Below are 20833 nucleotides of genomic sequence, written 5' to 3'. Positions count from 1 at the left end.
AGAATGTGTGATCTTATTGGAAGGATCGTTTCAGGAAGAAGAGGAGCTGTCTTGGGCTCCTCTTCTTCATTGATTTCGTTAGTGTATAGTGCCAACAGCTTCTCGTTGTCGTGCCCGATAGGCTGCGCGCCAGAAGCGGATCTTTTGTGGCAACCAGAATGTCTCTCTCGCATCCTGCTCAAAGAGCTCTGAAAGTACGGGGGGACGCGCTTCCTTCCTGAGCTGTTCGCAAAGGGCGGAAATGCTCAGTTTGCGGGGTAAGGTTTCAAGGTAAAAAACGAGTATGCTCCATAGCCTGGAATGATGAGGTAATCCCCTTACATCCTGCTGGGAGATTAAGGCATCTCTCAATGTTCCAACTGTGCCAAAAGCAGGGCTGATTTTGCTCAGGCTCTCAATAATTTCAGAGCGTGTCAGTTCAACATTTTCAGAAAGGGCTAATATATAGGAGAGGCGTTCCGTCATTTGATGTGTCATGATTACACTCCCAAGCCAGCGCTTCTACGCAACATAGATGGTTTGCGCTGGTTCCATCCAGCTTCTATATCGGCAATATCCAATTCGTCGCGTCCTATGGTCCCAGCGATATAGAAAGCGAATTTCAAGGTTTTGTTAAGTTCTCTCAGGCCACCCTCTCGCGAGCCAATCCAGCGCAGAAGTTTTTCAATCTCAGGATTAGAAACGCCCCAGGCGGTAACCAGCTGGTCAATATCCTTATGACTTGGCTGCGAACGGGATTTCCACATGCCTACACGGCTGAAAATCTGTGCATTGGCGGCTTGTTGGCCCATGCCTTCAATACGGCCTCTCAAAGGTTCATTGCCGATCCAGGCCAGACCAATGCCTGCCTGATCATTCAGGGCTCGAAGCTGATCAAGTGCTTCAGTTGTGAGATGCTGAGCTTCGTCAATAATCAGCAAACCGCCTGTATCTTTCAGGCGTTTGACAAGTTCACGCATAAGTCGTGAGCCTGTTTTTACAGGACAATCCACCACTTCGGCAATTTCCTGAAGAAGAGCTCGTGGTGATCTCAGTGAGCTATCTGCCGTTATCAACCAGGCATTGCTATTGGTTTTACAGTAATATTCAGCCGTTAAGGTCTTGCTGGTGCCGGGTGCTCCAGTCACAACTCCGATATCACTTGCAAGTTGTGCATATTCAAACACCTGAAGCCAGCTGGCAGAGGAGGAAAGCATGAGAAAATCAGGGGCTTTTTTCATTTGTTTGCTTGCCTGATATCGGGCTATATGGGTCTCGATCCAGCGTCGTAAAAGCTCGGCTATTTTCTCATTATTGCCGCAATATTGGCTGTTTAGAAACTGACTGATCGTTGATTTCGGGCAGCCTGATTCACGGCTGATCTGTGTGAGTGATAAGGATTTTTCTCTCTGAATTTTCTTGATTTTGTCGATAAGGTTACGATAGGCATGATTGGTTTCGTTATTCATTTTTTCTTATTCCTTAGGCACTGTGACGCATGAAGTTCAGGATGCTTGCGGTAACGTGATCTTCATCGTCTTCGAGGGAGGGAAGGGCTTTCTGTCCTGTCGTCACAACAGGTTGGGGCCGGAATGGCGAAACCACTTTCTGTTTGATAAGTGTCTCACTATCTTCCTCAGGTGTTGGCAGCAATTTCGCCAATTCTGAAACGGATAAGGTACGCTCTGCTTCCAGCTGCATTTTTGCCGCTTTGAGAAGCTGTTTTTCAGCACGTTTTTTCTCAGAAGCCGCTGCGGTGTTATCAAAGCCTGTTTTCTCAATGACTGGAGCATCTCCCAGAAATTCACCTGAATTGCTGTAAACATGCATCGGTTCATGAAGGGCTTGCGGATCAAAGCGAACCACAATCGGCTCACCCATATGATCCCTGAGAAACTCCGCCCAATAGCGATTACCCATCAAGCGAAAGGACCCATCACGTTTGGAGGCCATGACATTTTCAGCCGCACGCAACCAGAGATGGCTTTGCTCAGGCGTCGGTTTCCTTACCGCAACATGGCTCAAACTTTCTTCAAACACCTGCCGAAAGGATTTCACACCCCGGCATACACCCGTGCGTCGACCGATCCTGTTATTATGCTCCTCAATTCCAGCCGAAATAACAGCGAGGAATTTCTCAAGAGGAATGGCTTTTTCACCATAATTGCTTGGCTTATTGACGGTGTTATTACCTGTATAAGCTCCAGCAAATTCTGGGTGTTTGGCAAGGTCGCTGGCCAGGTCACGAAATGCACGCTCGATGGGCTTTGATTGACCACTATAAGGCGTGACAAAGACCGTCTCTATACCCAGAATGGTCATGACCCCAGCCGCATCACCCTCACGCACTTTGAAGCGAAAGCGTGTTTTTGTGCCGCCTGTCATGCGTTTGGAAGCGAAGGCCCGTCCATTATCGAGGTAAGCCTTGGTAGGAATCCCGTATTTCTCGACCAGATCACCCAGTGCCAACTGAATGGCATCCGTATTTTCGGACCGATCGACGCGCCAGCTCAGGATCATGTTTGAATAAAGGTCTTGCCATGCCACCATAAGGGGGCGCCCGATTGTGCCGTCAGGCCATTCAACGCGGACATCCCATTTATGGCCATCAGCATTGACCGCTTGGAGAGCATGAAGATGGGTACGGTCGCGTTCCTGAACAGGAACAAGGTTTTTAACCGCGTCACGTCCTTCGCGTGCTAGTGCTACGACGGCGACAGGTAACTCAGCGAGCCAGCGCGAAAATGTTTTCTCTGAAGGAATTGTCCAGCCATTATAGGTGGAAGCTAAACATAATCGGCGATAACAGGCTGCAAGAGAAGGTTTTTCCGGGCGTAACCAGTCAGCCTTGATAAATTCCCATGCTTCTTCAGAGCAACGAAAGCGCGCGGATTTAGGGCCAGTTTTGCTTGGCACCAAATAAGCGAGCCAGTGTTCACGCGGTATATTTCTGACAAGACGCCTCCAGCGCATGACAGACGGTCGTGAGATTTTATACTCTTCCTGAAGGGCCTTGATGGCCTCATCAATCGCCCAACCTGCCTCTGTTAATTGCTTTACAGAGTCCAAAATAAGCAAAGCGCGCATGGCAGACTGCTTCTGGTTCTGTCCGGCCTCCTGGTAAATTGCCCATGAGTGAGCATGGTTGGCAGGATCAATAGTTTCATCATGACGGCAATCAAGAAACCGCCGGACCCATTCTAACTGCGCAAGTTTCGGTAACAGTTTATATGAGTATTCAACACCCCCGCCTATGGCATTGCGTGGTCTCCAATAGATGTCTTTCCATTCAGGGCGCTTCCAGCGTTCTTTCTCTGCTTTAAGATGAAGAGGTGTTTTGGAAGGTAAATCTGGTAATTGAAGGCTTGCTATTTCAGAAATATTAGCAAACTCGCGGGTTAACATATGACATCTCTACTAATTATGCTATTTTTCTTGCAGAGATGTGCTGGAATTTTCTTGATTATTCGTTTATTAATAGCTCTCTCTACAGGCGTTCCATCTTTACGAAAACGCTTTGAGCCCCAAACTTCATAAGGCGTTTTTCCCAGAAGGTTAGCGATGCGAATTTCTGTTGGGACAGAATAGTTATATTCTCGGATTGTTAAACTGACAGCGTTTCTATTTAGCCCCAGTTGCTTGGAAATATGGACGAGTGGACCATATTTTTTGCGCAATTCTGACTTAATGTCTTCACCGTCCATACCGGATCGGGTATTCGTCATAGGTTGTAATTCCGTTTTGTCGGAAGAGTGTTACCCTTCGTTTTTCAATCATCGGAACGTGTTTTAATTTGGTTTCTTTAAAGCATGTTCCAATTCGTTTTAAAGCACGATCTTAGCCAAAAAGAAACCATGTTTCGTAATGGGAAAGATAAAATATTGGTAATGTTTCGTTTTGGTTTAAATTTTGGCTAATTTTTGCGAGTATTTTTAAAATGAGTGAACTCTATAAAGAAAATCATGATAGGAAACTTGAAGAGGACAGAAAGTCTGTTTCGGAACGGTGCTTGCGTTTAAAAAAAGCGATAGAGGCAGCGGGGGGAAATAGTGTTGTTTCGAAACGCTCTGGTATTCCTAAAGGGAGCCTCAGTAATTACGTACAAGGTCGTGACATGAAAGCGGGGACATTGGCGGCAATTGCTGATGCATGTGGTGTGACGCTTGACTGGTTGGTGAGGGGTAATGAAAAGGAAACGGCTTATTTCTCTGAAAAGGCACCAGAAACAGAAAAAAGGGTTGAGCGACTTAAAGAAATTGTGCGTAAAGCCGGAGGAGAAAGACTGGTTTCTGATAAAACTGGCATTCCCTTAAACGAGCTGAACGCTTTTCTGTCTGGCCAAAGGAGTATGAAGATAGAGACTGCCGTCGTTCTGGCCAGAATATGTGGCGTTTCTCTGGAGTGGTTGGCAGAAGGGGGTAAGGAAGACCGTCACTTACCGACTTTATTGCAGCATCATACTGTGGATAGACGACGTAATCATGACGACGCGATTACGATCCCGTTTTTTCAGACAGAAGCCTCAGCAGGGACAGGAATTATTTCTGGCGATTGGGAAGATGCAGAAGAAATCCATATTTCAAAAGGATTTCTACGTTCAATCTTCGGTTATATTCCCAAAGATGTTTTATTAATGAAGGCGCGTGGTGATAGCATGCAGCCAACGATCCAGTCGCAGGATGTGTTGATCGTTAATTATACGCCAAGCAATGATCTCAGGCCTGGGATCTATATTATGGCCGTAAATGATACGACGCTGGTAAAGAGGTTAGATATTAAAACCCCTAGAACCTATGAAGTTATTAGTGATAATAAAGAATATAACAGCTTTGATGTTTCAATGGATGAAATCTGTTGGGGAGATGCAAGGCCAGACGCGGCGGTCAGAATTATTGGTAAGGTTGAAGGCCATATCCATTTAAATAAATGAGCTAAGGGCGTTATTGCCCATCGTCGTCTTTAATTGAACGGATTTGAAACGTCTTTCAAACGCGTTCGAACATTTTTTGTGTTTTTATCTTTGTATCATAGATCCGTCTTAATAGCGGTCTTTGATGCCTGAATGGCTATAAAAAATTTGTCTGATACCCAAAACGTATTTTTCTTTTTAGAAACAATACTGGTGACAGATTTCCGGGAAACCTTCCTAAATTAACGTATTTATGCCGGGTTTATTCACGCTGGTCGCTTGTCTTAATAGATATGTCCTCTGACATTAAGGACAGTCATCCACTTTGCATTACGCCAGGCACGTTATTGATGAGGGTGGAAGCGCTATAGGCCGGCAGCATGATGGTAAATTTCAATATACGTGCTAATGGCGCGTTAGATTTAACCGCAGAGGGTGATAATCCAATGCATAATTCTCGGAAAAACGTTGTTTTTTCTTAGAAATCCAGATGGTGGGCGCAACAGGGATTGAACCTGTGACCCCTACCATGTCAAGGTAGTGCTCTACCGCTGAGCTATGCGCCCTCGCCATCTGGTGAGGCACTGTTTATATAAGGTTGCGCCTTCTGACAAGGGCAAAAATTAAAAAATATGTTTCTTGTGGCTAAAATCTTCATAAATTGTGAAAATTTTTAAAAAACGCCTCAAATTCTGTCACTTAAGCAGAGTAAATGGGGCATAACGACAGACAGATTGCTCAGAATTTTTCGTCTCTGACTTTTAATCCTCGATAGAGAGGAGCAGGGCGCCTTCCTTGCTGAGTGCCTGTTTCTTCTCTTTCAAGGTTTTTAATAAAGTTTCAGATTTCCTTGAAAGATGGTCTTCTGTCAGCGTGATGGCGTGGGGAAGATTGTTGTCTTTTAAAGCTGATATAATGGCACTTTGTCCCACCCAGCCTTCATAATCCTGCTCACCAGCAAGGAAGCGTGCTCTACGGAGGCGTAACGTAGCGTTTTCGACGCTTTGAATAACAAAATCATTTCCTGAGAGGCTCGCAATCCAGCTATGGAACTCACAACCAGCTTTATAGGCGTCCTGGTGGTAGGTTTCCTTTGAGATTGCTTTTAATATTTTTTCAGCAATCGGCAGTTTCTGTTTGATCACGGCATAGGTCGTTTGCCTGATAGAAGCCGTTTCCAGGATCATTCGGTAATTACAAAGTTGGCTGATTTCCTTTAAATCAATAGGCGAGACAATCCATCCCCGCTCTTTACGTGAAACCAGCCCCTCATTTTCGAGCTTGAACAAGGCCGTTCGAATGGAGGTGCGGGAAATTGCCACTCTCTCTTCCAGGGACCGTTCTGTAATTTTCTCTCCGGGTTTTAGCTCCATATCTAAAATGAGTTTGCGTAATTTCAAGGTGCCATAATCGGATTGTGAGGTTTCTTTTGTCATAAGGATCCTGCTTTCTGGGCGGTAATCTTTACATTGGTATACCATAAAGGTATACCAAAAGGGGTATTTTTTGAAAAAAGAGTGCAGGTCATGAGTCAAACTTCAGATAATGATCAGCCGGAACCATATTGGTTTCGGAACTTGATAGTCTGCCTTTTTGGTTCATTTACGACGTTCCTGGCCATGACGATCATGTTGCCTTTTCTGCCACTTTATGTGCAGCAATTAGGGGCAAAAGGACAGGCTGATATCGCACAATGGTCAGGGATCGTCTATGGAGCAACATTTCTGACAGCCGGGTTGATTGCGCCTTTATGGGGGCATTTGGGGGATCGATACGGGCGTAAGATCATGCTGGTGCGGGCCAGTCTGGGAATGGCTGTTACGATGGCTCTTATGGGCTGCGCTACGACCGTCTGGCAATTGGTGGTTCTGCGTCTTTTAGCCGGGTTTGCCGGGGGATATTCCTCTGGGGCTACCATTATGGTGGCTGCTCAGGCCCCAAAGGAACGATCATCCAGGGCGCTGGGATTGCTCTCATCAGGGATTATGGCAGGAAATCTGGCTGGGCCCCTGGTGGGGGGATTTTTCCCACCTCTGATAGGGATCCGTTTAACATTTCTGGTCGCGGGATTGTTGATTTTTGTCACATTCCTCATGACCGTTACAATGATCCGGGAAACCTCCAAAGTGGCGTCGAAAGCAAAGGTCTCACAGAGAAACTGGTCTGATCTTCCAAACAGGAAGCTGGTTTTTATAATGTTGGCGACAGGCATGTTTCTCATGGTTGCCAATATGTCCATTGAGCCGATTATTACCCTCTATGTGCGCAAGATTGTTGCAATATCAGCTCACGTGACCATGATTGCCGGGTTTGTGATGTCAGCGTCTGCCCTGGGCAGTATTCTGTCAGCTTCATGGCTTGGGAGGCTGGCAGACCGGATCGGCAATAGAGCCGTCATAACAGGGGCTCTGATCGTGGCAGGGCTTTTATTAATTCCCCAAGCCTTTGTAACGGCCGGGTGGCAGCTCATTATTCTGCGTTTTTTAATGGGATTGGCTCTCGGCGGGTTAATGCCCTGTATTACGTCCGTGATCCGCCATAATGTGCCGCAGCATTTTGTCGGGCTTGTTCTGGGATATTCTATTTCGGCCCAATATGCAGGGCAGGTTTCGGGGCCGTTATTAGGCGGTTTTGTGGGGGGACAGATGGGGATGACCTTTGTCTTTTTTGCAACCAGTCTGTTGCTTCTTTTCGGGGGGCTCTGCAACTGGATCGCTCTTCGCGCTACAGAAGGCCGGTAAGATCACTCATTGTAAGGAGAATTTTTGTTGTGACACAGTACGAGAAACAGAAAACGGCAATTTTATTTCTCGATTTTCAGAATTTTATTCTGCAGAATTTTGTACCGGCGGAAACGGCGGCCCGTGTTGTTGAGCAGGCACAGAAATTGCTCAATGCGGCACGTAAGGCGGGCTTGCTGATTATTCATGTCAATGTTTGTTTCCGCCCGGGATATCCCGAAGTGAATGAAAGAAATAAACTTTTCTCATGGCTTCGTGATAATAATCTCGGCGTCAGTGATGATGAGGCGGCCAGGATTCATCCATCGCTCGCCCCTCAGCCTGATGAGCCTGTTATTTATAAGAGGCGTATCGGGGCATTCGGGGGGACGGATCTTGATATGATTTTAAGAGCCCGGAATATTGAAACCTTATGTTTAACGGGCGTTGCCACATCAAATGTTGTGTTGGCGACCTTCTATCAGGCTTTTGACCGTGATTACCGTATGACGATTATTGATGATGCCTGCGCGGATGGTGACGAAAAGACACATCATTTTTTGACCGGCACATTTTTCCCGCGACTGAGCGACGTCATCTCCACAGATGCGTTTCTGGAACATATTGATAAATAGTGCTGAGTTTTTTGAGAATAGAAGAAAAGAGGTTATAAAGACCAGGTTTTGTTCAAAAGGGAGTCCTGTCATGGCGCAAGCGGAATATCTTCTTGAGCGTATCCTGATTACGAATGACGATGGATATGGGGCTCCCGGTCTCGAGGTTCTGAAAAAAGCAGCCCGATCTCTGGCGCGTGAAGTCTGGGTCGTCGCCCCGGCGACTGATCAGAGTGGGGTCTCTCATAGTATCAGTTTGCATAATCCGTTGAGAGTGAAGCAAAAATCACTCTATGAGTTTGCGGTAACGGGCACGCCGGCTGACTGCATTGTTATGGGCGTAAAGCAATTTATGAGCGGCCATAAACCGGACCTCATTCTGTCCGGGATTAATGCGGGGGCCAATCTGGGTGTTGAAACCCTGTTTTCCGGCACGGTCGGGGGTGCCATGACGGGTATGCTGCTTGATATACCCTCTATCGCGCTAAGCCAGTATTTTGCTGATTACGCTTCTCATTGCTGGGAAGTTTCAGAGCGTCATGCGGCCTCAGTTATCAAAAAGCTGCTTGGTTGTCATATACCGCGCCGTGTGTGTCTTAACGTGAATTTTCCAGATTGTGCTCCAGACGACGTAAAAGGGCTGAAATGGACGACACAGGGAAAAGGGTTATTAAACGGGGCGGCTGTGCAGGCTGAAACAGATCCTCGAAATCAGGATTATTACTGGGTCCGTTTACTCCATTCCGAGAATAAAACAGAAGCTGATCCTGACGAGACATCAGAGACCTATAATGTCGCGCGTCATTATATCACAGTCTCTCCTTTGAGGTTTGAGCGTACAGATCTGAGCACGTTTGAAACATTAAGCCAGTCCTGATTGCTTTTTGCATCTTTGAGCCTTTAAAGAGTGCTTGAGTGTACATTTAACGAAATTAAATCGTTTTATGTGAATAACATTATCATGGATGGTTAAATGTTGACTTTCAGGTTTCTCTCAAGGTTAATAAGAAGAATTTCAGAGCGTTCTTCGGGGGGATCAGACAGTGTCTCTTTCTATTGATAAAGATAATACAGATTATAATAGTGATTTAGCGTCATATCGCTATGGTTCAAAAAAGTGGGATGTAGAAAGACTTTCTCCTCATATTGGGGCTGTCATTCATGGGATTAATCTTGGGGAGTCCTTATCTGAGGGGGAAAAAGGAGAGCTGAGACAGCTTCTTTTACGTCATCAGGTTCTGTTCATGCGCGGTCAGGCCATAACGCCCGCCCAGCAGAAGGATTTTGCAGCATTTTATGGCAAGCTGCATATTCACCCTGTTTTTCCGACCGACCCTGAAGTTCCTGAGGTGATTGTCCTTGATACAGCACAGAATGATCTCAAAGATAACGCCCTCTGGCATACTGATGTCACTTTTTCCCAGACGCCTCCGTTAGGGGCTGTTCTGGTTGCGCGTAAAGTCCCGCCAACGGGAGGGGATACCTTATGGGCGAGTGCAAGTGCTGCCTATGACGCTCTGTCTCCCGGGATGAAGGAGTTCCTTCAGAATCTAACAGCTCTGCATGATTTTACGCGCTCATTTCCGCTTTCTCGTTTCGGGAGGACAGAAGAGGAGCGCAAAAAGTGGTTTGAAACACGTAATAATAACCCACCTGTTGAGCATCCGGTCATTCGGGTTCACCCGGAAACAGGACAGAAAGCCATTTTTGTTAATGAAGGTTTTACGACTGAAATTAATGGTCTTGAGCATGATGAGAGCCAGGCCTTGCTTTCATTTCTTTTCAAACATGTCTCCCGTCCGGAATTTCAGGTGCGGTGGCGCTGGAGAGAAGGGGACGTTGCCTTCTGGGATAATCGTATTACACAGCATTATGCTGTCGATAATTATCGTCCCTATCGCCGTATTATGAATCGCGTCACAATTATGGGGGATAAACCTTTTGGACCATCAGAAAGTGCTGCTCTGTGAGTGTGTCTTTGGAAGAACATCAAAAAATACAGCGTAATCAGGCTGCCCAGACTCATAGACAGAACAGATTAGCCAACTGGCATGTTTCCATGATTTCCGTTGGTGGAATTATCGGCGCAGGATTGTTCGTCGGGACCTCGGCAACGATCGCCGCGGCCGGTCCGGCTGTTTTGTTTTCCTATCTCGCTGCGGGGATGCTGGTCTGGTTTGTCATGATCATTCTGGGGGAACTGAGCAGCCAATATGGTGCCAAAGGGTCTTTTATAGCGGATATATCACGGGCAATGGGGAGGCGTAGCGGTTTTATAACAGGCTGGTGTTATATCCTGCTCTGGGTTGTAACGGGCGGAGCGCAGGCAGTTGCAGGCGGAATGATCCTTAATGATCTCTTTGGGATTCCTTCCTTATCCGGTTCCGCGATCCTGATGGTGCTGGCGCTGCTTTTGAATGCGCTTCCGGTTTATATATACGGGAAAAGTGAGTCCCTTCTGTCACTTTTAAAGCTTTTAACGCTGTTTCTCTTTATGGGGGCAGGGATTATATGGCTGTGTTTCACTCAGGGAGCCTTTGAGCAGGCTTATCATAATTTAATGGGTCATGGGGGGCTGCTTCCATTAGGGAGTTGGGCAGCGCTGGGCGTTATTCCCATGATTATGCAGACTTTTACAGGGTGCGAAATTGCTTTTGTCGCATCCGCTGAAAGTAAAGACCCGCAAAAGAATATCAGAAGGGCCGTCACGCGTTTGCCATTTCTGGTGCTGTTTTTTTATATGGGGTCTGTGTTCGTTATTCTGCTTGTTCGTCCATGGACAAGTATCATCCCCGGTCATTCTCCCTTTCTGGTTGTGATGCATTACCTCAATATTCCCTTTGCTGAAAAAATTGTGGTGGTGATGACATTATTGGCAGTGATGTCCTGCCTGAATTCAGCCAATTATCTGGTCTCCCGCATCGCGCGGGAGCTGGCGGAATTACGGTGTGCTCCCTCCCAATTAGGACGCAGAACGGCTCATGGCGTTCCCCTGCTGGCGGTATTGCTGACAACAGTCCTTGAAGTCATCATCGTATTATTGGCGTCATGGTCGCCTTCAAAGGGCTATAGCATTCTATTGGGGGCATCAGGCAACCTGATCCTGTTCTGTTATTTTATGTCTTCACTCTCCTGCCTGCGTGTCCGTAAGACTGTCTCACAACCGATCATTACGGTTCTGGCTGCCTTATCATTACTGATTATGGGAGGATTATTTGTCGCGATCCCCTTTGAACCTGCAACCTGGATTGAAGGTCTGATCGCTTCAGCAATTGTTGTCAGCTTATGTGTGATCAGTTTTGTAAGTGTCAGGCACTCTGACAAAACGATAAAGCTGTAAATAATTTACGACCGGTCACTTAAAAAGCCGTCTTCCTAGGGAGGGAGACGGCTTTTATCACATTTTGTTCTTATGAGGCTTAACGGATTGTATAGCCGCCATCGACAACAAAGTTCTCGCCATTAACCATGGCAGCAGCGTCGCTCGCGAGATAGGTAGCAGCGCAGGCAATTTCATCAGGTTGGGCAAAACGTCCTGTCGGGACCTGTGCCCTGAAGGCGTCTCCCACCGGGCCTGCCCAGACCTTTTTGCCGAGCTCTGTCTCTACAACCGTTGGTGAGATAGCATTGGTTGTGACGCCATGCGGACCCCATTCATAAGCCAGAATTTTTGTCATGCCCAGGATACCAGCTTTGCTGGCTGTATAGGCAATATGGCCATCCAGCGCCACAAGTGCGGCCTGAGAAGCCATATTGATAATCCGGCCAAAGCCGTTTTTGCACATATGAGGACCCAGTTCACGTGCAAAAAGAAATGGTGCACGCAAATTGATGGAAAGAGTCGTATCCCATGCTTTGGTGGTCAGCTCGCCAGCCGGGGCAATCAGCGCAATGCCGGCATTATTGACGAGGATGTCAATTTTCCCGAAAGCTTTCAATGCGTCACTGCAGGCCTGCTTTACGGCATTTTCATCCGTAACATCGGCCTGAATACCAATATGTTCCGCCCCCAAAGCTTTTGCTGCTTCAGAAACAGAAGGGCTGAGATCAACCAGGCAAAGACGCGCACCTTGCTCTGCCAGCCTCTGGGCAATGGCGTTGCCAATGCCGGAAGCGCCACCTGTTACAAGGGCTGTACGGCCTTTAAGGGACATAAGCGTGGAAAAAGGTGTCATTTCAAAATCCTCACTATATTTATAAAACGTTAAGCCACAGGTTCTTCGTCAATATTTTCCCGAGAAGAAAAACGCGCTGTCCTGTTCGTTTTGAGTAAATCAATTTCTGCCTGCACTTCAGGGTCCAGAGTCAGGAAGTAGGTTAACACGCCACTGATGAAATAAATAATGGCGAATGTTATCATAACTCCGAGAACACCAAAGTAAGGCTGAACAAGATACACAATGGCCGGACCAACCCATACGCTGGCTCCTGCACCGAGATTCAGAAGCGACATGGCTGCCGGTTTATCTTCAGGGGCCAGATAAGGCATTAAAGCGGAGAGGGGCGCATAAGCGGCCAGCGTCATCCCATAGAGAGCTCCGACAATGAGGGTCGGGACAATATGATCGGGCCCAAAATAGGTGGGGGACCAGTAAAGTAATAATGTTGTCACAGTTGAACCAAAACCACCGCAGATCATGACAGTTCCGCGCCAGCTCATTCTGTCACTGAGTATCCCGAAAAGCAGGTTCCAGATGACATTGGATAAGGCGAGCACCTGAAGGACCAGGAGCCATTGTTCCATGGAGAAATGGAGGGTGTCCTTGAAATAAATCGGCAGACAAACCAGAAACCCGAATTCTGCAGAGGTATCAATGGCCCTTACAATACTGCCAATTCCGACTTTTGGGCGTTTCCAGGCGATGGAAAGTGATGAAAATAAGGTCCCGAAGACATCTTTGTCACTTCTGGAACTATGCATGGAGCCATGTTTGTCCTTAATACCGAAAAGCCCGAGCAAACCACCAAAGATCACAAGGCCCAGTGCGGCCCATAATGTTTCCATATGGCCGATTGCAGGAATCATGTAGCGTGCAAAAACAGCGCCAAGTGTTGGCAGACCTGTCGCAAAACAGAACCAGAACCATCCAACGGCTGAGCCGAGTTTTGTGGGGGTAACTGTCGTTACAACCCATACCAGAAAACCGAAGGCGAACAGCGGATAGCCAAATCCTCTTATGCCGTAAAAGAGCGCCATTAAAGGGAAAGAATGTGAAGGGATCGCCATCCCCAGAAAACCGATCTGCAAACTGACCCAGATGATAAGCCCTGTCGCCATGACACGTCGGGGCCCCCAGAGGTCAGACAGGGCTCCTGATAACCAGGAGGAAACAGCGGCACTGACGCCATAAATTGTAAAAAGGAGAGCAACATTATGTTCTGACTGCCCATGATCGACGAGATAAGAGGATAAAAATCCACTTTCAGCGCCATCACCGGACATAAAGACCAGAAGGCCGATAAATCCCCAGAACAGCGTTGGGGGAATGCCAATTTTCGCAAGAAACTGTCCCCAGGCGTTTTGGGGCGTTCCAGAAGAGGGGATTTCTGTATCCAGCTGAGCTGAATTGACGTGCGCTGTTTTGGTCATATGATCACCCAATTTTTGAACTGTTCCCGAACATGCTCTGAATTCCGGGAACAGCCTGCTAATGCATTATGTGGAGTGTTTCTCCAGTGTCATTAAAGTACGAGCCATTGTTTGAAGGATGAGGCAGCAGGAAGTGGCACCGGCATCCATTACGCCTCTGGAACGTTCACCAAGGCGGCTGGCACGGCCAATCCGGGCGACCAGATTAATCGTGGAATCACGCCCTTTTTCTGCCGCTTCAATGACGGCACTCAAAGTGGCATCCAGACCTTCTTTCTCAGCAGCGTGAGCCGCTTTGACGGAAGGGACCAGCGTATCCATGAGGGTTTTATCGCCGACATCGGCCGTTCCCAATGAGCGTATTCCTGCTTCTGCACCATCAAGCATCAGGCCAAATAGTTTGGCATCAATATAGCTATTCTCACCTAATGCGGAGGCCATTCCGGAGAAGAAGCGCCCATAGAGGGGGCCCATTGAGCCGCCAATGCCTGCAAGAAGAGCATCAGAAAGGGCTTCAAGCGCTTCTTTCAGAGGAGGCGGATTTTCTCCCAGGGCCTGCCCACACCGCTCAAACCCTTTAGCCATATTGATACCGTGATCGCCATCACCGATTTTCCCATCGATTTCACTGAGCCAGTCACGGGCTTCTATAATGGCCTTCACCAGAGCGGGAATAATATGTGTCGTGTCTTTGACCGCGATGCCGCTGGTTGCCTTATAAGATGTAACGAATTTCTTATCGGCTCCTCCGCTATGGAGAACCTTGGCAATGGCCGGGGCTGTTTTATGCGAGCTTGGATAGAATGACCCGACACGAGTAAGGCCCACTGTATGAGTCGGGTGCGACATCAGTCGATCAAGCTCGTCATCCAGTTTCATAACGGTAAGGGTCGCCCCCTTCATCTCCAGAGAGGTGAAATAATTACCGACGAAACTATGCTGGATGGTGATTCCCCGTTCTGCAAAAATCTCAGAAAGATCAGCAAAAAGGACGTAGAGTTCGATAACAGGTGTGGCACCCAATCCGGAAAGAAGAACCGCTACATTATCGCCTTTTTGGAAAGGCAGATCATTCAGGACATAATCTGCCATCATGCGTGCAATGTTACGTGAACTTTCCAGAGGGCGGACTTCAACGCCAGGCTCACCGTGATGGCCGATCCCGACTTCCATGGTTCCGGGCTCAATAGCAAAATTGGCGTGTCCGTTTGCGACAATCGTGCAGGGAGAGAGCCCCACACCGATGGAACGTGTGTTATCAATCGCTTTCTGGGCGGCTGCCAGAACCTCTTCGAGTGAACCACCTTCTTCAGCGCGTGCACCGCCAGCTTTCCACATCAGGATTTCACCGGCGACGCCGCGCCTGCGGGCGGCATCATCTTTGGGGGCGGAGGCGACGTCATCATTGGCGACAACCGTTCCTACCGTAATGCCCTCTTTTTCAGCATCGCTGACGGCCAGGCGCACATTCATGATATCGCCGGCGTAATTACCGAACAGACAGGCAACACCTGCTCCCATATCGGCTGTCCGCATAGCGTCCAGAAAGCTTGCGGCTGTCGGGGAAGAAAAGATTTCGCCAATGGCCACTGAATCGAGCATTCCAGAGCCAACATAGCCCAGAAATGCCGGTTCATGACCGGAGCCCCCACCTGTAATAACGCCGACTTTCCTGACGATGCTGCCTTCTTTGCGTTTTATAACGCGTGGATTCTTCGTGGGTGCCAGAATATTGGGATGAGCCAGAAGATAGCCACGTAACCCATCTTCAACGATGTAATCCGGATTATTATAAATGCGGTCCAGTTTGTGAATGGCACGTTTCGAATCATCGGTCATATCATGAAACCTTTTTATTTTTATCGAATTACCGTCTATCCGCTTGCATTCTGATCAATCACGACAGGACAGAATTTCTCCGGAAATTTTGGCATTACGTGTTAACAATTTTTCGAAGAAAAAAATCTTCTCTTGGATTTTAAGCATAGAAATCAACGACATTCACTTCACGAACGCGTGTTTTATGAAAAAAGATTTATTATTTTGCCTTATATATGTTTTCTAGTGTTCTACTGAATTTGCTTTTGTTCGCAATAATGATCAGAATGATGAGGGAAGAATCCGGCGGTTTGGAAATGTAGCCTTCTTACCGTGACTCTTTGTGAAGCATTCTGGAGTGATAAAGGATTAAAAAATGAAAATAGCTATTGGATGTGATGAAGCAGCCACTGCGTTAAAAGAGATTATCAAGCAGGAAGTCGAAAAAGCCGGTCATGAAGTGACTGATTACGGAACTTATGAGAACGAACCTGTTTTATATCCTGACATTGCCGTGACCGTGGCGAGGGCGATCAGAGACGGGAAACATGACCGTGGGATTCTGCTTTGTGGGACAGGAATTGGGATGGCCATCAGTGCCAATAAGGTTCCTGGTATCAGAGCGGCCCAGACTCATGACACATTTTCAGCAGAAAGGGCGATGAAAAGTAACAATGCCCAGATCATTACGCTGGGGGCGCGTGTCATCGGTCCTGAACTGGCCAAGTTTATCGTGAAAGCCTATCTCGAGTCAGAGTTCAGTGGTGGGAACTCCACGCAGAAAGTTGAACGTATAAAATATTATGAACAAGCAGCCTTTGAGTGAGCAAGGTGAATTTTGAGGGAGATAGCTGCCTCCATTCATCTCTTTGTGAAGATGAAAACGCTGCAGGGGAGGATAAGCGGCGTAACCGCATTGACCTCCAGCCGGATCAGCTGACGGAATTGGCAGCTCTTTATTATCTGGAGCAAACGACTCAGGAAGAGCTGTCAAAACGTTTTGGTCTTTCGCGTCCTTCCATCAGTAAATTGCTCAAGCGTGCCCGTGAAGAAGGAATCGTCGAGATACGTGTCCTGACGCGTCCTGAATCTGTGAATGAACTGGAGCAGGCTTTTCAGAAACGTTTTGGTCTTTCGCGACTTCTGGCGGCGGTGGAACACCGGAACCCTGAGGCGCAACGCCAGGGTGTTGCTGCTTTGATGGCAGATTATCTGGGAAGTGTTTTGCGCGATAAGATGGTCGTTGCTGTCGGAATGGGGCGTAATATTGCCGCGATCGCTGATCAGATCAGTAATGGAGGAGGCCGCTCCATCACATTTGTTTCAGCCATTGGCGGGTCACCGCGTGCGGGTGATTATATCAGTTCCGACCATATATGCCGAAAGCTTGCCGCTCGTTTTGGCGGTATCAGTGAGACCTTATATGCTCCGGCTCTGGTTGCGGACGCCGCACTCCGCCGGGCTTTGATGGAAAATGACGTCGTGCAGAGTACGCTTCATCATGCCAGGCGTGCTGATGTGGCCCTGATTGGCATTGGAGACGTTAATGAAGATAGCAATATGGTAAGAATGGGGTGGTTTACCCCCCAGGAAATTGCTGAATCCAAATTGGCGGGAACGGTCGGCGATATGATGGGATATGATTTTATCACCATTGAAGGGAAACCGGCGAATGTGCCGACTCAAGGGCGGGTCATTGGGCTCGCATTGGAAGATCTGCATCGTATCCCCAATGTTGCTGCAATTGCGAGCGAGAGCTCCAAACTCGTTTCCATTTTAGCGGCTTTGCGAACGGGAACGATTACCACCCTGGCAACGACCGTTTCGATCGCGAAAGCTGTGTTGAAGCTGGATGGTCTACAGACTTAGACATTGTTTCTCTGCCCGATAAAAAAGCCACGCTTGAATGAAAAGCGTGGCTTTTATTATGCTGTGAGGTTTTTTTCTCTCAGGCTGTTTGATGAAGGGCTGATTTTTTCTTCTTTGCCGCAGCAGCCTGCATGAAGCGGCGTGCTTCCGGTGAGATGGTCAGTGTCATGGTTAGCCCGGCTGAGATCAGATAAAGGATCGCAAAGGCCCAGACAACGTAGGTCAGGCTTGAACCAAAGAGTAACCCACAAAGACTGACGACCGCAGGGCCGAACCAGGTGGAGGCACCGGCACCCAGCCCAAGTACTGACAGGGCAGCGGCTTTCTCTTTGGGACAAATTTGCGGCATTAATCCTGATAATGGGACGAAGGCGGCAATGGCAGCCCCATAAAAGACACCAACACAGGCGGCGGCCCAGAAATTACCCGGGAACCATAGAGGCACATAATAGAAGAGTGGAATTGTAACAAAGCCTCCAATCCCTCCAAAGACTGCAACAATATGACGATAGCCGAAGCGATTGGCGACCATGCCAGAAGCCAGGTTAAAGATGATATTGCTCAAGAAGATGATCGATAGAAGGTTCAACCAGTCACCGAGAGAAAAGCCAAGATGATCCACAAAAAAAGCAGGCATGATGGCCAGAAAGGCATATTCAGATGACGTATCTATTGTTCTGACAATGCCGGCAATAAAGGTTTTTGGTTCACGCCACATGATGGAAAATGAGCCAAAAAATACGTCTTTAGTGGAGACATGGGCAGGAAGGAGACGTTTCTTACCTGTTGGCTCGTTTGTAAATAGCAGGGCGATCAATCCCCCGATGATAACGAGTGCCAGAGATGACCAGAACGTATTCAACTCCCCGATTTCCGGGATGGCATAACGGGCAAATTGCGAGCCTAAAGTCGGCAATCCTGCTGAAAAGGAGAACCAGAACCAGCCTGCTGCCGAACCTAGCAGGCGTGTCGGTGTCGCTGCGGCAATCCAGACCAGAAAACCATAAGCAAACAGGGGATAAGCAAAGCCTCTGAGGGTATAAAACAGCATAATGAGCGGGCCATTATTGGGACCGAGACCAAAAACCAGAAAACAGGTTTCGATAAGAGCCCATAAGATGAGGCCAAGCCACATGACTTTCTTAGGTCCCCAAAGATCTGACAAGGGGCCTGAAAACCAGGCGGAAATCATGACTGTGACGCCATAAAATGTAAAAAGCTGATTCACAAAGTTCTGTGAATGGCCATTATGGAGCATATAGGTGTCAAGATAACCAGCCTCGACCCCATCACCGATCATGAATAACAGCAGGCCAATAAATGCCCACAGAAGAGGGGCAGGGATACCCAGACGCTCAATCAGGGCTGTTTTTTTCTCAGTCGCCACAGCGGACATTAACCGTCTCTCCAGCATATTCAAGCGCATTGCGGACTTGGGACGTTCCACCTCATTGTGGAATGAAAGTGCAAAATGCGTCGTTAGCAGGGTCCTACGAGAGTGCTCGAACCCTTTTTCAATCAAAAAGCTCATCACAATCATGAAGAGTAAAAAAATATACCGAAAAGGCATAAAATAAATCATGACAGAAGCTTGAGTGGTAATGTTATATATTATAAAAAATTAATTTTGTAAAGATATATTTTTTAAAGGTAATAATACGTCTTTAAAGTAGAAAATAAATAGTATTACTACATATAAAATTCAAAAATATAAAAATAATATATTTTATATTGTCGTTAATTTATTTTTATAAACAAAAATATTTTTAACTTTTGTTTTTAGTTGTTCGTGATGTCAAACTACTTCCTACGGCTGCAAACGTTATACAGGATATAGCCATCAGCTGTTCTGTTGTCAGATGTTCTCCGAGGATGAAGAAACCAGCCAAGGAGCCTATGGCCGGGGAGGTGCTTAAAAACGTGCTGAATAGGGAGGCTGGAAGGAGATTCAGTGCCTTGATTTCAATAGAATATGGCAACGCACTCGAAAGTACGGCCACGATCAGCCCCTGAAATAGAATTGAGGGATGAAAAATGGCCGTTCCAGCGGAAGTGATACCTATAGGGACGATTAATAAAGAGGCAACGCTCATGCCCCATGCAGGCGCGTCCATGCCCAGACGTGCTGAAACTGACTTGCCAAAAAGAACGTAAAGGACCCAGCATAAACCAGCACCTGCAGCAAAAAGAAGGCCAATAGGGTCAATCTCATTTTTTGTATGGAGAGGAAGAAGAAAAAGCAAACCTGTTATAATGAGACCAATCCATAAAAAATCTCTTATGGTGCGAGAACCAAAGAGAGAAATAAGAACAGGTCCTGCGACTTCAACAGCAATGGCAAGTCCAATAGGGATACGGGAAAAAGCCTGATAAAACAGAAGGTTCATAAAGCCTAATCCAGCACCATAGAGGATAAGAGGGCGCCAGCATATGAGTGGCAGTCCCCGTTTCCACGGTTGTCTGATGAGTAAAAGAATGATTGCTGCCAGCCCTATCCGCAATGCTGCCACGCCAGAGGCCCCAACTGTCACAAAGAGATGTTTTGCACAGCTGGCACCAATATTCTGGATAATCAGGGAGCAAAGTACCAGAGAGGCACCTTTAATTTGAGTTCTGGATGCAGATTCATCATGATAAGTGCCAGTCATTATAAACCTGTAGGGAGTGGTTCAGGGCTGGGAGGGTTATCTTTTATTCAGCTGAGAATGTCCAGAAAGGAAAAAGCCCCTTCCGGTTCGAAAGGGGCTTTTTATAGAGCGAACGGATCTAAAGCTTAATCGTGATGGAGTACATGTTTGGACTGAACAGCCACTTCGTGTTTCAGTGTATCCCAGGCCATGAAAAGAGGTGATTGAGCTTCAGTGCCCAAAATGGCGAAAATAATATCAGGGCTGTTGAAATCAGGATGTTTATGTTTGCTTTCACGTTCTTTCTGAGTGAGCAATTCTTCGAGCTTCCTGGGCTTTTCAACCTTACCAGCATTAAAAGCGGCTTCTGCCTTTTGGGATAGGGATTCAGCCTGAAGAATTTCAGAAAGTTTTCCGTCGATTTTCTCACGGATTACCGCGGCATTTTCGTGAAACCAGCGGGAAACTTTGTCGTCATTATTCTTGCGAACTTTGTCGAGAGCTTCTTTTATTTCCTGATAAAATGGATCTGTAATTTTGTCAGCCATGGAGTTTATCCTCATAATTCTGAACAATTCTATCAGGCTATCATGTATTCTGATAAAGGGAAGTTAATTATGCTAGAATATGAAGAATCATTGTTTTGGAAAAAATAAATATCGATTTGTTCACTATATTTTTTTTATAAAATGATTATAATCGCGCGC

General features: G+C 47.1%; 19 protein-coding genes and 1 tRNA gene. 8 read left to right on the top strand and 12 right to left on the bottom strand.

Annotation, left to right across the window (positions count from 1 at the left end; translation table 11 throughout):
• Positions 1–78: 78 nt before the first annotated feature.
• From ACSYSY_RS04860 to ACSYSY_RS04845, 4 genes are read right to left on the bottom strand one after another with little or no spacing between them, the layout of a single operon-like run.
• Positions 79–477, bottom strand: coding sequence for a hypothetical protein (locus tag ACSYSY_RS04860; protein ID WP_491708165.1), 399 nt, complete (start codon positions 475–477; stop codon positions 79–81).
• Between the two features lie 2 nt (positions 478–479).
• Entirely contained in the window at positions 480–1448 is a 969-nt protein-coding gene (locus ACSYSY_RS04855) for an AAA family ATPase (protein ID WP_491708164.1), read from the bottom strand.
• A gap of 13 nt (positions 1449–1461) precedes the next feature.
• Positions 1462–3384, bottom strand: a complete 1923-nt coding sequence (locus ACSYSY_RS04850; protein WP_491708163.1) for a transposase domain-containing protein — start codon at positions 3382–3384, stop codon at positions 1462–1464.
• On the bottom strand, positions 3378–3683 hold the full coding sequence (locus ACSYSY_RS04845; RefSeq protein ID WP_491708224.1) for a helix-turn-helix domain-containing protein: 306 nt from the start codon (positions 3681–3683) through the stop codon (positions 3378–3380). The genes ACSYSY_RS04850 and ACSYSY_RS04845 overlap by 7 nt, the downstream gene beginning before the upstream one ends.
• 233 nt (positions 3684–3916) lie before the next feature.
• Between ACSYSY_RS04845 and ACSYSY_RS04840 the strand changes: the two genes are divergently transcribed.
• Positions 3917–4909, top strand: coding sequence for a S24 family peptidase (locus ACSYSY_RS04840; protein WP_491708162.1), 993 nt, complete (start codon positions 3917–3919; stop codon positions 4907–4909).
• Between the two features lie 470 nt (positions 4910–5379).
• Here ACSYSY_RS04840 and ACSYSY_RS04835 read toward each other — a convergent pair.
• A tRNA-Val gene (locus ACSYSY_RS04835) sits at positions 5380–5454 on the bottom strand.
• Positions 5455–5649: 195 nt separating this feature from the next.
• Positions 5650–6324 carry a GntR family transcriptional regulator gene (locus ACSYSY_RS04830; RefSeq protein WP_491708161.1) on the bottom strand — a complete coding sequence of 225 codons (675 nt, stop codon included), beginning with the start codon at positions 6322–6324 and terminating at the stop codon, positions 5650–5652.
• A gap of 90 nt (positions 6325–6414) precedes the next feature.
• Between ACSYSY_RS04830 and ACSYSY_RS04825 the strand changes: the two genes are divergently transcribed.
• From ACSYSY_RS04825 to ACSYSY_RS04805, 5 genes are all read left to right on the top strand, one after another.
• Entirely contained in the window at positions 6415–7629 is a 1215-nt protein-coding gene (locus ACSYSY_RS04825) for an MFS transporter (protein ID WP_491708160.1), read from the top strand.
• 29 nt (positions 7630–7658) lie between these two features.
• On the top strand, positions 7659–8243 hold the full coding sequence (locus ACSYSY_RS04820; RefSeq protein WP_491708159.1) for a cysteine hydrolase family protein: 585 nt from the start codon (positions 7659–7661) through the stop codon (positions 8241–8243).
• Positions 8244–8313: 70 nt separating this feature from the next.
• Complete coding sequence (gene surE / locus ACSYSY_RS04815; RefSeq protein WP_491708158.1) at positions 8314–9099, top strand: 5'/3'-nucleotidase SurE; 786 nt, start codon at positions 8314–8316, stop codon at positions 9097–9099.
• 166 nt (positions 9100–9265) lie between these two features.
• Entirely contained in the window at positions 9266–10192 is a 927-nt protein-coding gene (gene tauD / locus ACSYSY_RS04810) for a taurine dioxygenase (RefSeq protein WP_491708157.1), read from the top strand.
• Complete coding sequence (locus ACSYSY_RS04805; protein WP_491708156.1) at positions 10189–11562, top strand: amino acid permease; 1374 nt, start codon at positions 10189–10191, stop codon at positions 11560–11562. The genes tauD and ACSYSY_RS04805 overlap by 4 nt, the downstream gene beginning before the upstream one ends.
• A gap of 79 nt (positions 11563–11641) precedes the next feature.
• Here the strand turns inward: ACSYSY_RS04805 and ACSYSY_RS04800 are convergent, their stop codons facing one another.
• The 3 genes from ACSYSY_RS04800 to dhaL all read right to left on the bottom strand — a co-directional run bounded on the left by ACSYSY_RS04800 (position 11642) and on the right by dhaL (position 15651).
• Positions 11642–12397 carry a GolD/DthD family dehydrogenase gene (locus tag ACSYSY_RS04800; protein WP_491708155.1) on the bottom strand — a complete coding sequence of 252 codons (756 nt, stop codon included), beginning with the start codon at positions 12395–12397 and terminating at the stop codon, positions 11642–11644.
• A 29-nt stretch (positions 12398–12426) separates the two neighbouring features.
• Positions 12427–13812, bottom strand: a complete 1386-nt coding sequence (locus ACSYSY_RS04795; RefSeq protein ID WP_491708154.1) for an MFS transporter — start codon at positions 13810–13812, stop codon at positions 12427–12429.
• A 66-nt stretch (positions 13813–13878) separates the two neighbouring features.
• Positions 13879–15651 (bottom strand): dihydroxyacetone kinase subunit DhaL, encoded by a 1773-nt coding sequence (gene dhaL, locus ACSYSY_RS04790; protein WP_491708153.1) that lies wholly within the window; start codon positions 15649–15651, stop codon positions 13879–13881.
• A gap of 355 nt (positions 15652–16006) precedes the next feature.
• Between dhaL and rpiB the strand changes: the two genes are divergently transcribed.
• Both rpiB and ACSYSY_RS04780 read left to right on the top strand, forming a co-directional pair.
• Positions 16007–16456: a ribose 5-phosphate isomerase B gene (gene rpiB, locus ACSYSY_RS04785; protein ID WP_491708152.1), complete on the top strand. Its 450-nt coding sequence runs from the start codon at positions 16007–16009 to the stop codon at positions 16454–16456.
• Positions 16453–17499: a sugar-binding transcriptional regulator gene (locus ACSYSY_RS04780; protein WP_491708151.1), complete on the top strand. Its 1047-nt coding sequence runs from the start codon at positions 16453–16455 to the stop codon at positions 17497–17499. Before rpiB ends, ACSYSY_RS04780 begins: the two co-directional genes overlap by 4 nt.
• Positions 17500–17578: 79 nt before the next feature.
• Here ACSYSY_RS04780 and ACSYSY_RS04775 read toward each other — a convergent pair whose 3' ends face one another.
• The 3 genes from ACSYSY_RS04775 to ACSYSY_RS04765 form a co-directional block, all read right to left on the bottom strand.
• Entirely contained in the window at positions 17579–18895 is a 1317-nt protein-coding gene (locus ACSYSY_RS04775) for an MFS transporter (protein ID WP_491708150.1), read from the bottom strand.
• Positions 18896–19265: 370 nt separating this feature from the next.
• Positions 19266–20147, bottom strand: a complete 882-nt coding sequence (locus ACSYSY_RS04770) for an EamA family transporter (RefSeq protein WP_491708149.1) — start codon at positions 20145–20147, stop codon at positions 19266–19268.
• A 125-nt stretch (positions 20148–20272) separates the two neighbouring features.
• Complete coding sequence (locus ACSYSY_RS04765; RefSeq protein WP_491708148.1) at positions 20273–20674, bottom strand: hypothetical protein; 402 nt, start codon at positions 20672–20674, stop codon at positions 20273–20275.
• Positions 20675–20833: the final 159 nt, after the last annotated feature.

The organism is Aristophania sp. ESL1100 (genome assembly GCF_058511235.1).
The sequence above is the reverse complement of the archived record's forward strand: the minus strand, read 5'-3'. Positions and strand labels throughout refer to the sequence as shown.

What these genes read in the sequence shown, in the direction of transcription:
- ACSYSY_RS04825 (WP_491708160.1), top strand. Translation starts at nt 6,415, where the DNA reads ATGAGTCAAACTTCAGATAATGATCAGCCGGAACCATATTGGTTTCGG.
- ACSYSY_RS04795 (WP_491708154.1), bottom strand. Translation starts at nt 13,812, where the DNA reads ATGACCAAAACAGCGCACGTCAATTCAGCTCAGCTGGATACAGAAATC.
- ACSYSY_RS04800 (WP_491708155.1), bottom strand. Translation starts at nt 12,397, where the DNA reads ATGACACCTTTTTCCACGCTTATGTCCCTTAAAGGCCGTACAGCCCTT.
- surE (WP_491708158.1), top strand. Translation starts at nt 8,314, where the DNA reads ATGGCGCAAGCGGAATATCTTCTTGAGCGTATCCTGATTACGAATGAC.
- ACSYSY_RS04830 (WP_491708161.1), bottom strand. Translation starts at nt 6,324, where the DNA reads ATGACAAAAGAAACCTCACAATCCGATTATGGCACCTTGAAATTACGC.
- rpiB (WP_491708152.1), top strand. Translation starts at nt 16,007, where the DNA reads ATGAAAATAGCTATTGGATGTGATGAAGCAGCCACTGCGTTAAAAGAG.
- ACSYSY_RS04845 (WP_491708224.1), bottom strand. Translation starts at nt 3,683, where the DNA reads ATGGACGGTGAAGACATTAAGTCAGAATTGCGCAAAAAATATGGTCCA.
- ACSYSY_RS04840 (WP_491708162.1), top strand. Translation starts at nt 3,917, where the DNA reads ATGAGTGAACTCTATAAAGAAAATCATGATAGGAAACTTGAAGAGGAC.
- ACSYSY_RS04775 (WP_491708150.1), bottom strand. Translation starts at nt 18,895, where the DNA reads ATGTCCGCTGTGGCGACTGAGAAAAAAACAGCCCTGATTGAGCGTCTG.
- ACSYSY_RS04855 (WP_491708164.1), bottom strand. Translation starts at nt 1,448, where the DNA reads ATGAATAACGAAACCAATCATGCCTATCGTAACCTTATCGACAAAATC.
- ACSYSY_RS04850 (WP_491708163.1), bottom strand. Translation starts at nt 3,384, where the DNA reads ATGTTAACCCGCGAGTTTGCTAATATTTCTGAAATAGCAAGCCTTCAA.
- dhaL (WP_491708153.1), bottom strand. Translation starts at nt 15,651, where the DNA reads ATGACCGATGATTCGAAACGTGCCATTCACAAACTGGACCGCATTTAT.
- ACSYSY_RS04860 (WP_491708165.1), bottom strand. Translation starts at nt 477, where the DNA reads ATGACACATCAAATGACGGAACGCCTCTCCTATATATTAGCCCTTTCT.
- ACSYSY_RS04765 (WP_491708148.1), bottom strand. Translation starts at nt 20,674, where the DNA reads ATGGCTGACAAAATTACAGATCCATTTTATCAGGAAATAAAAGAAGCT.
- ACSYSY_RS04770 (WP_491708149.1), bottom strand. Translation starts at nt 20,147, where the DNA reads ATGACTGGCACTTATCATGATGAATCTGCATCCAGAACTCAAATTAAA.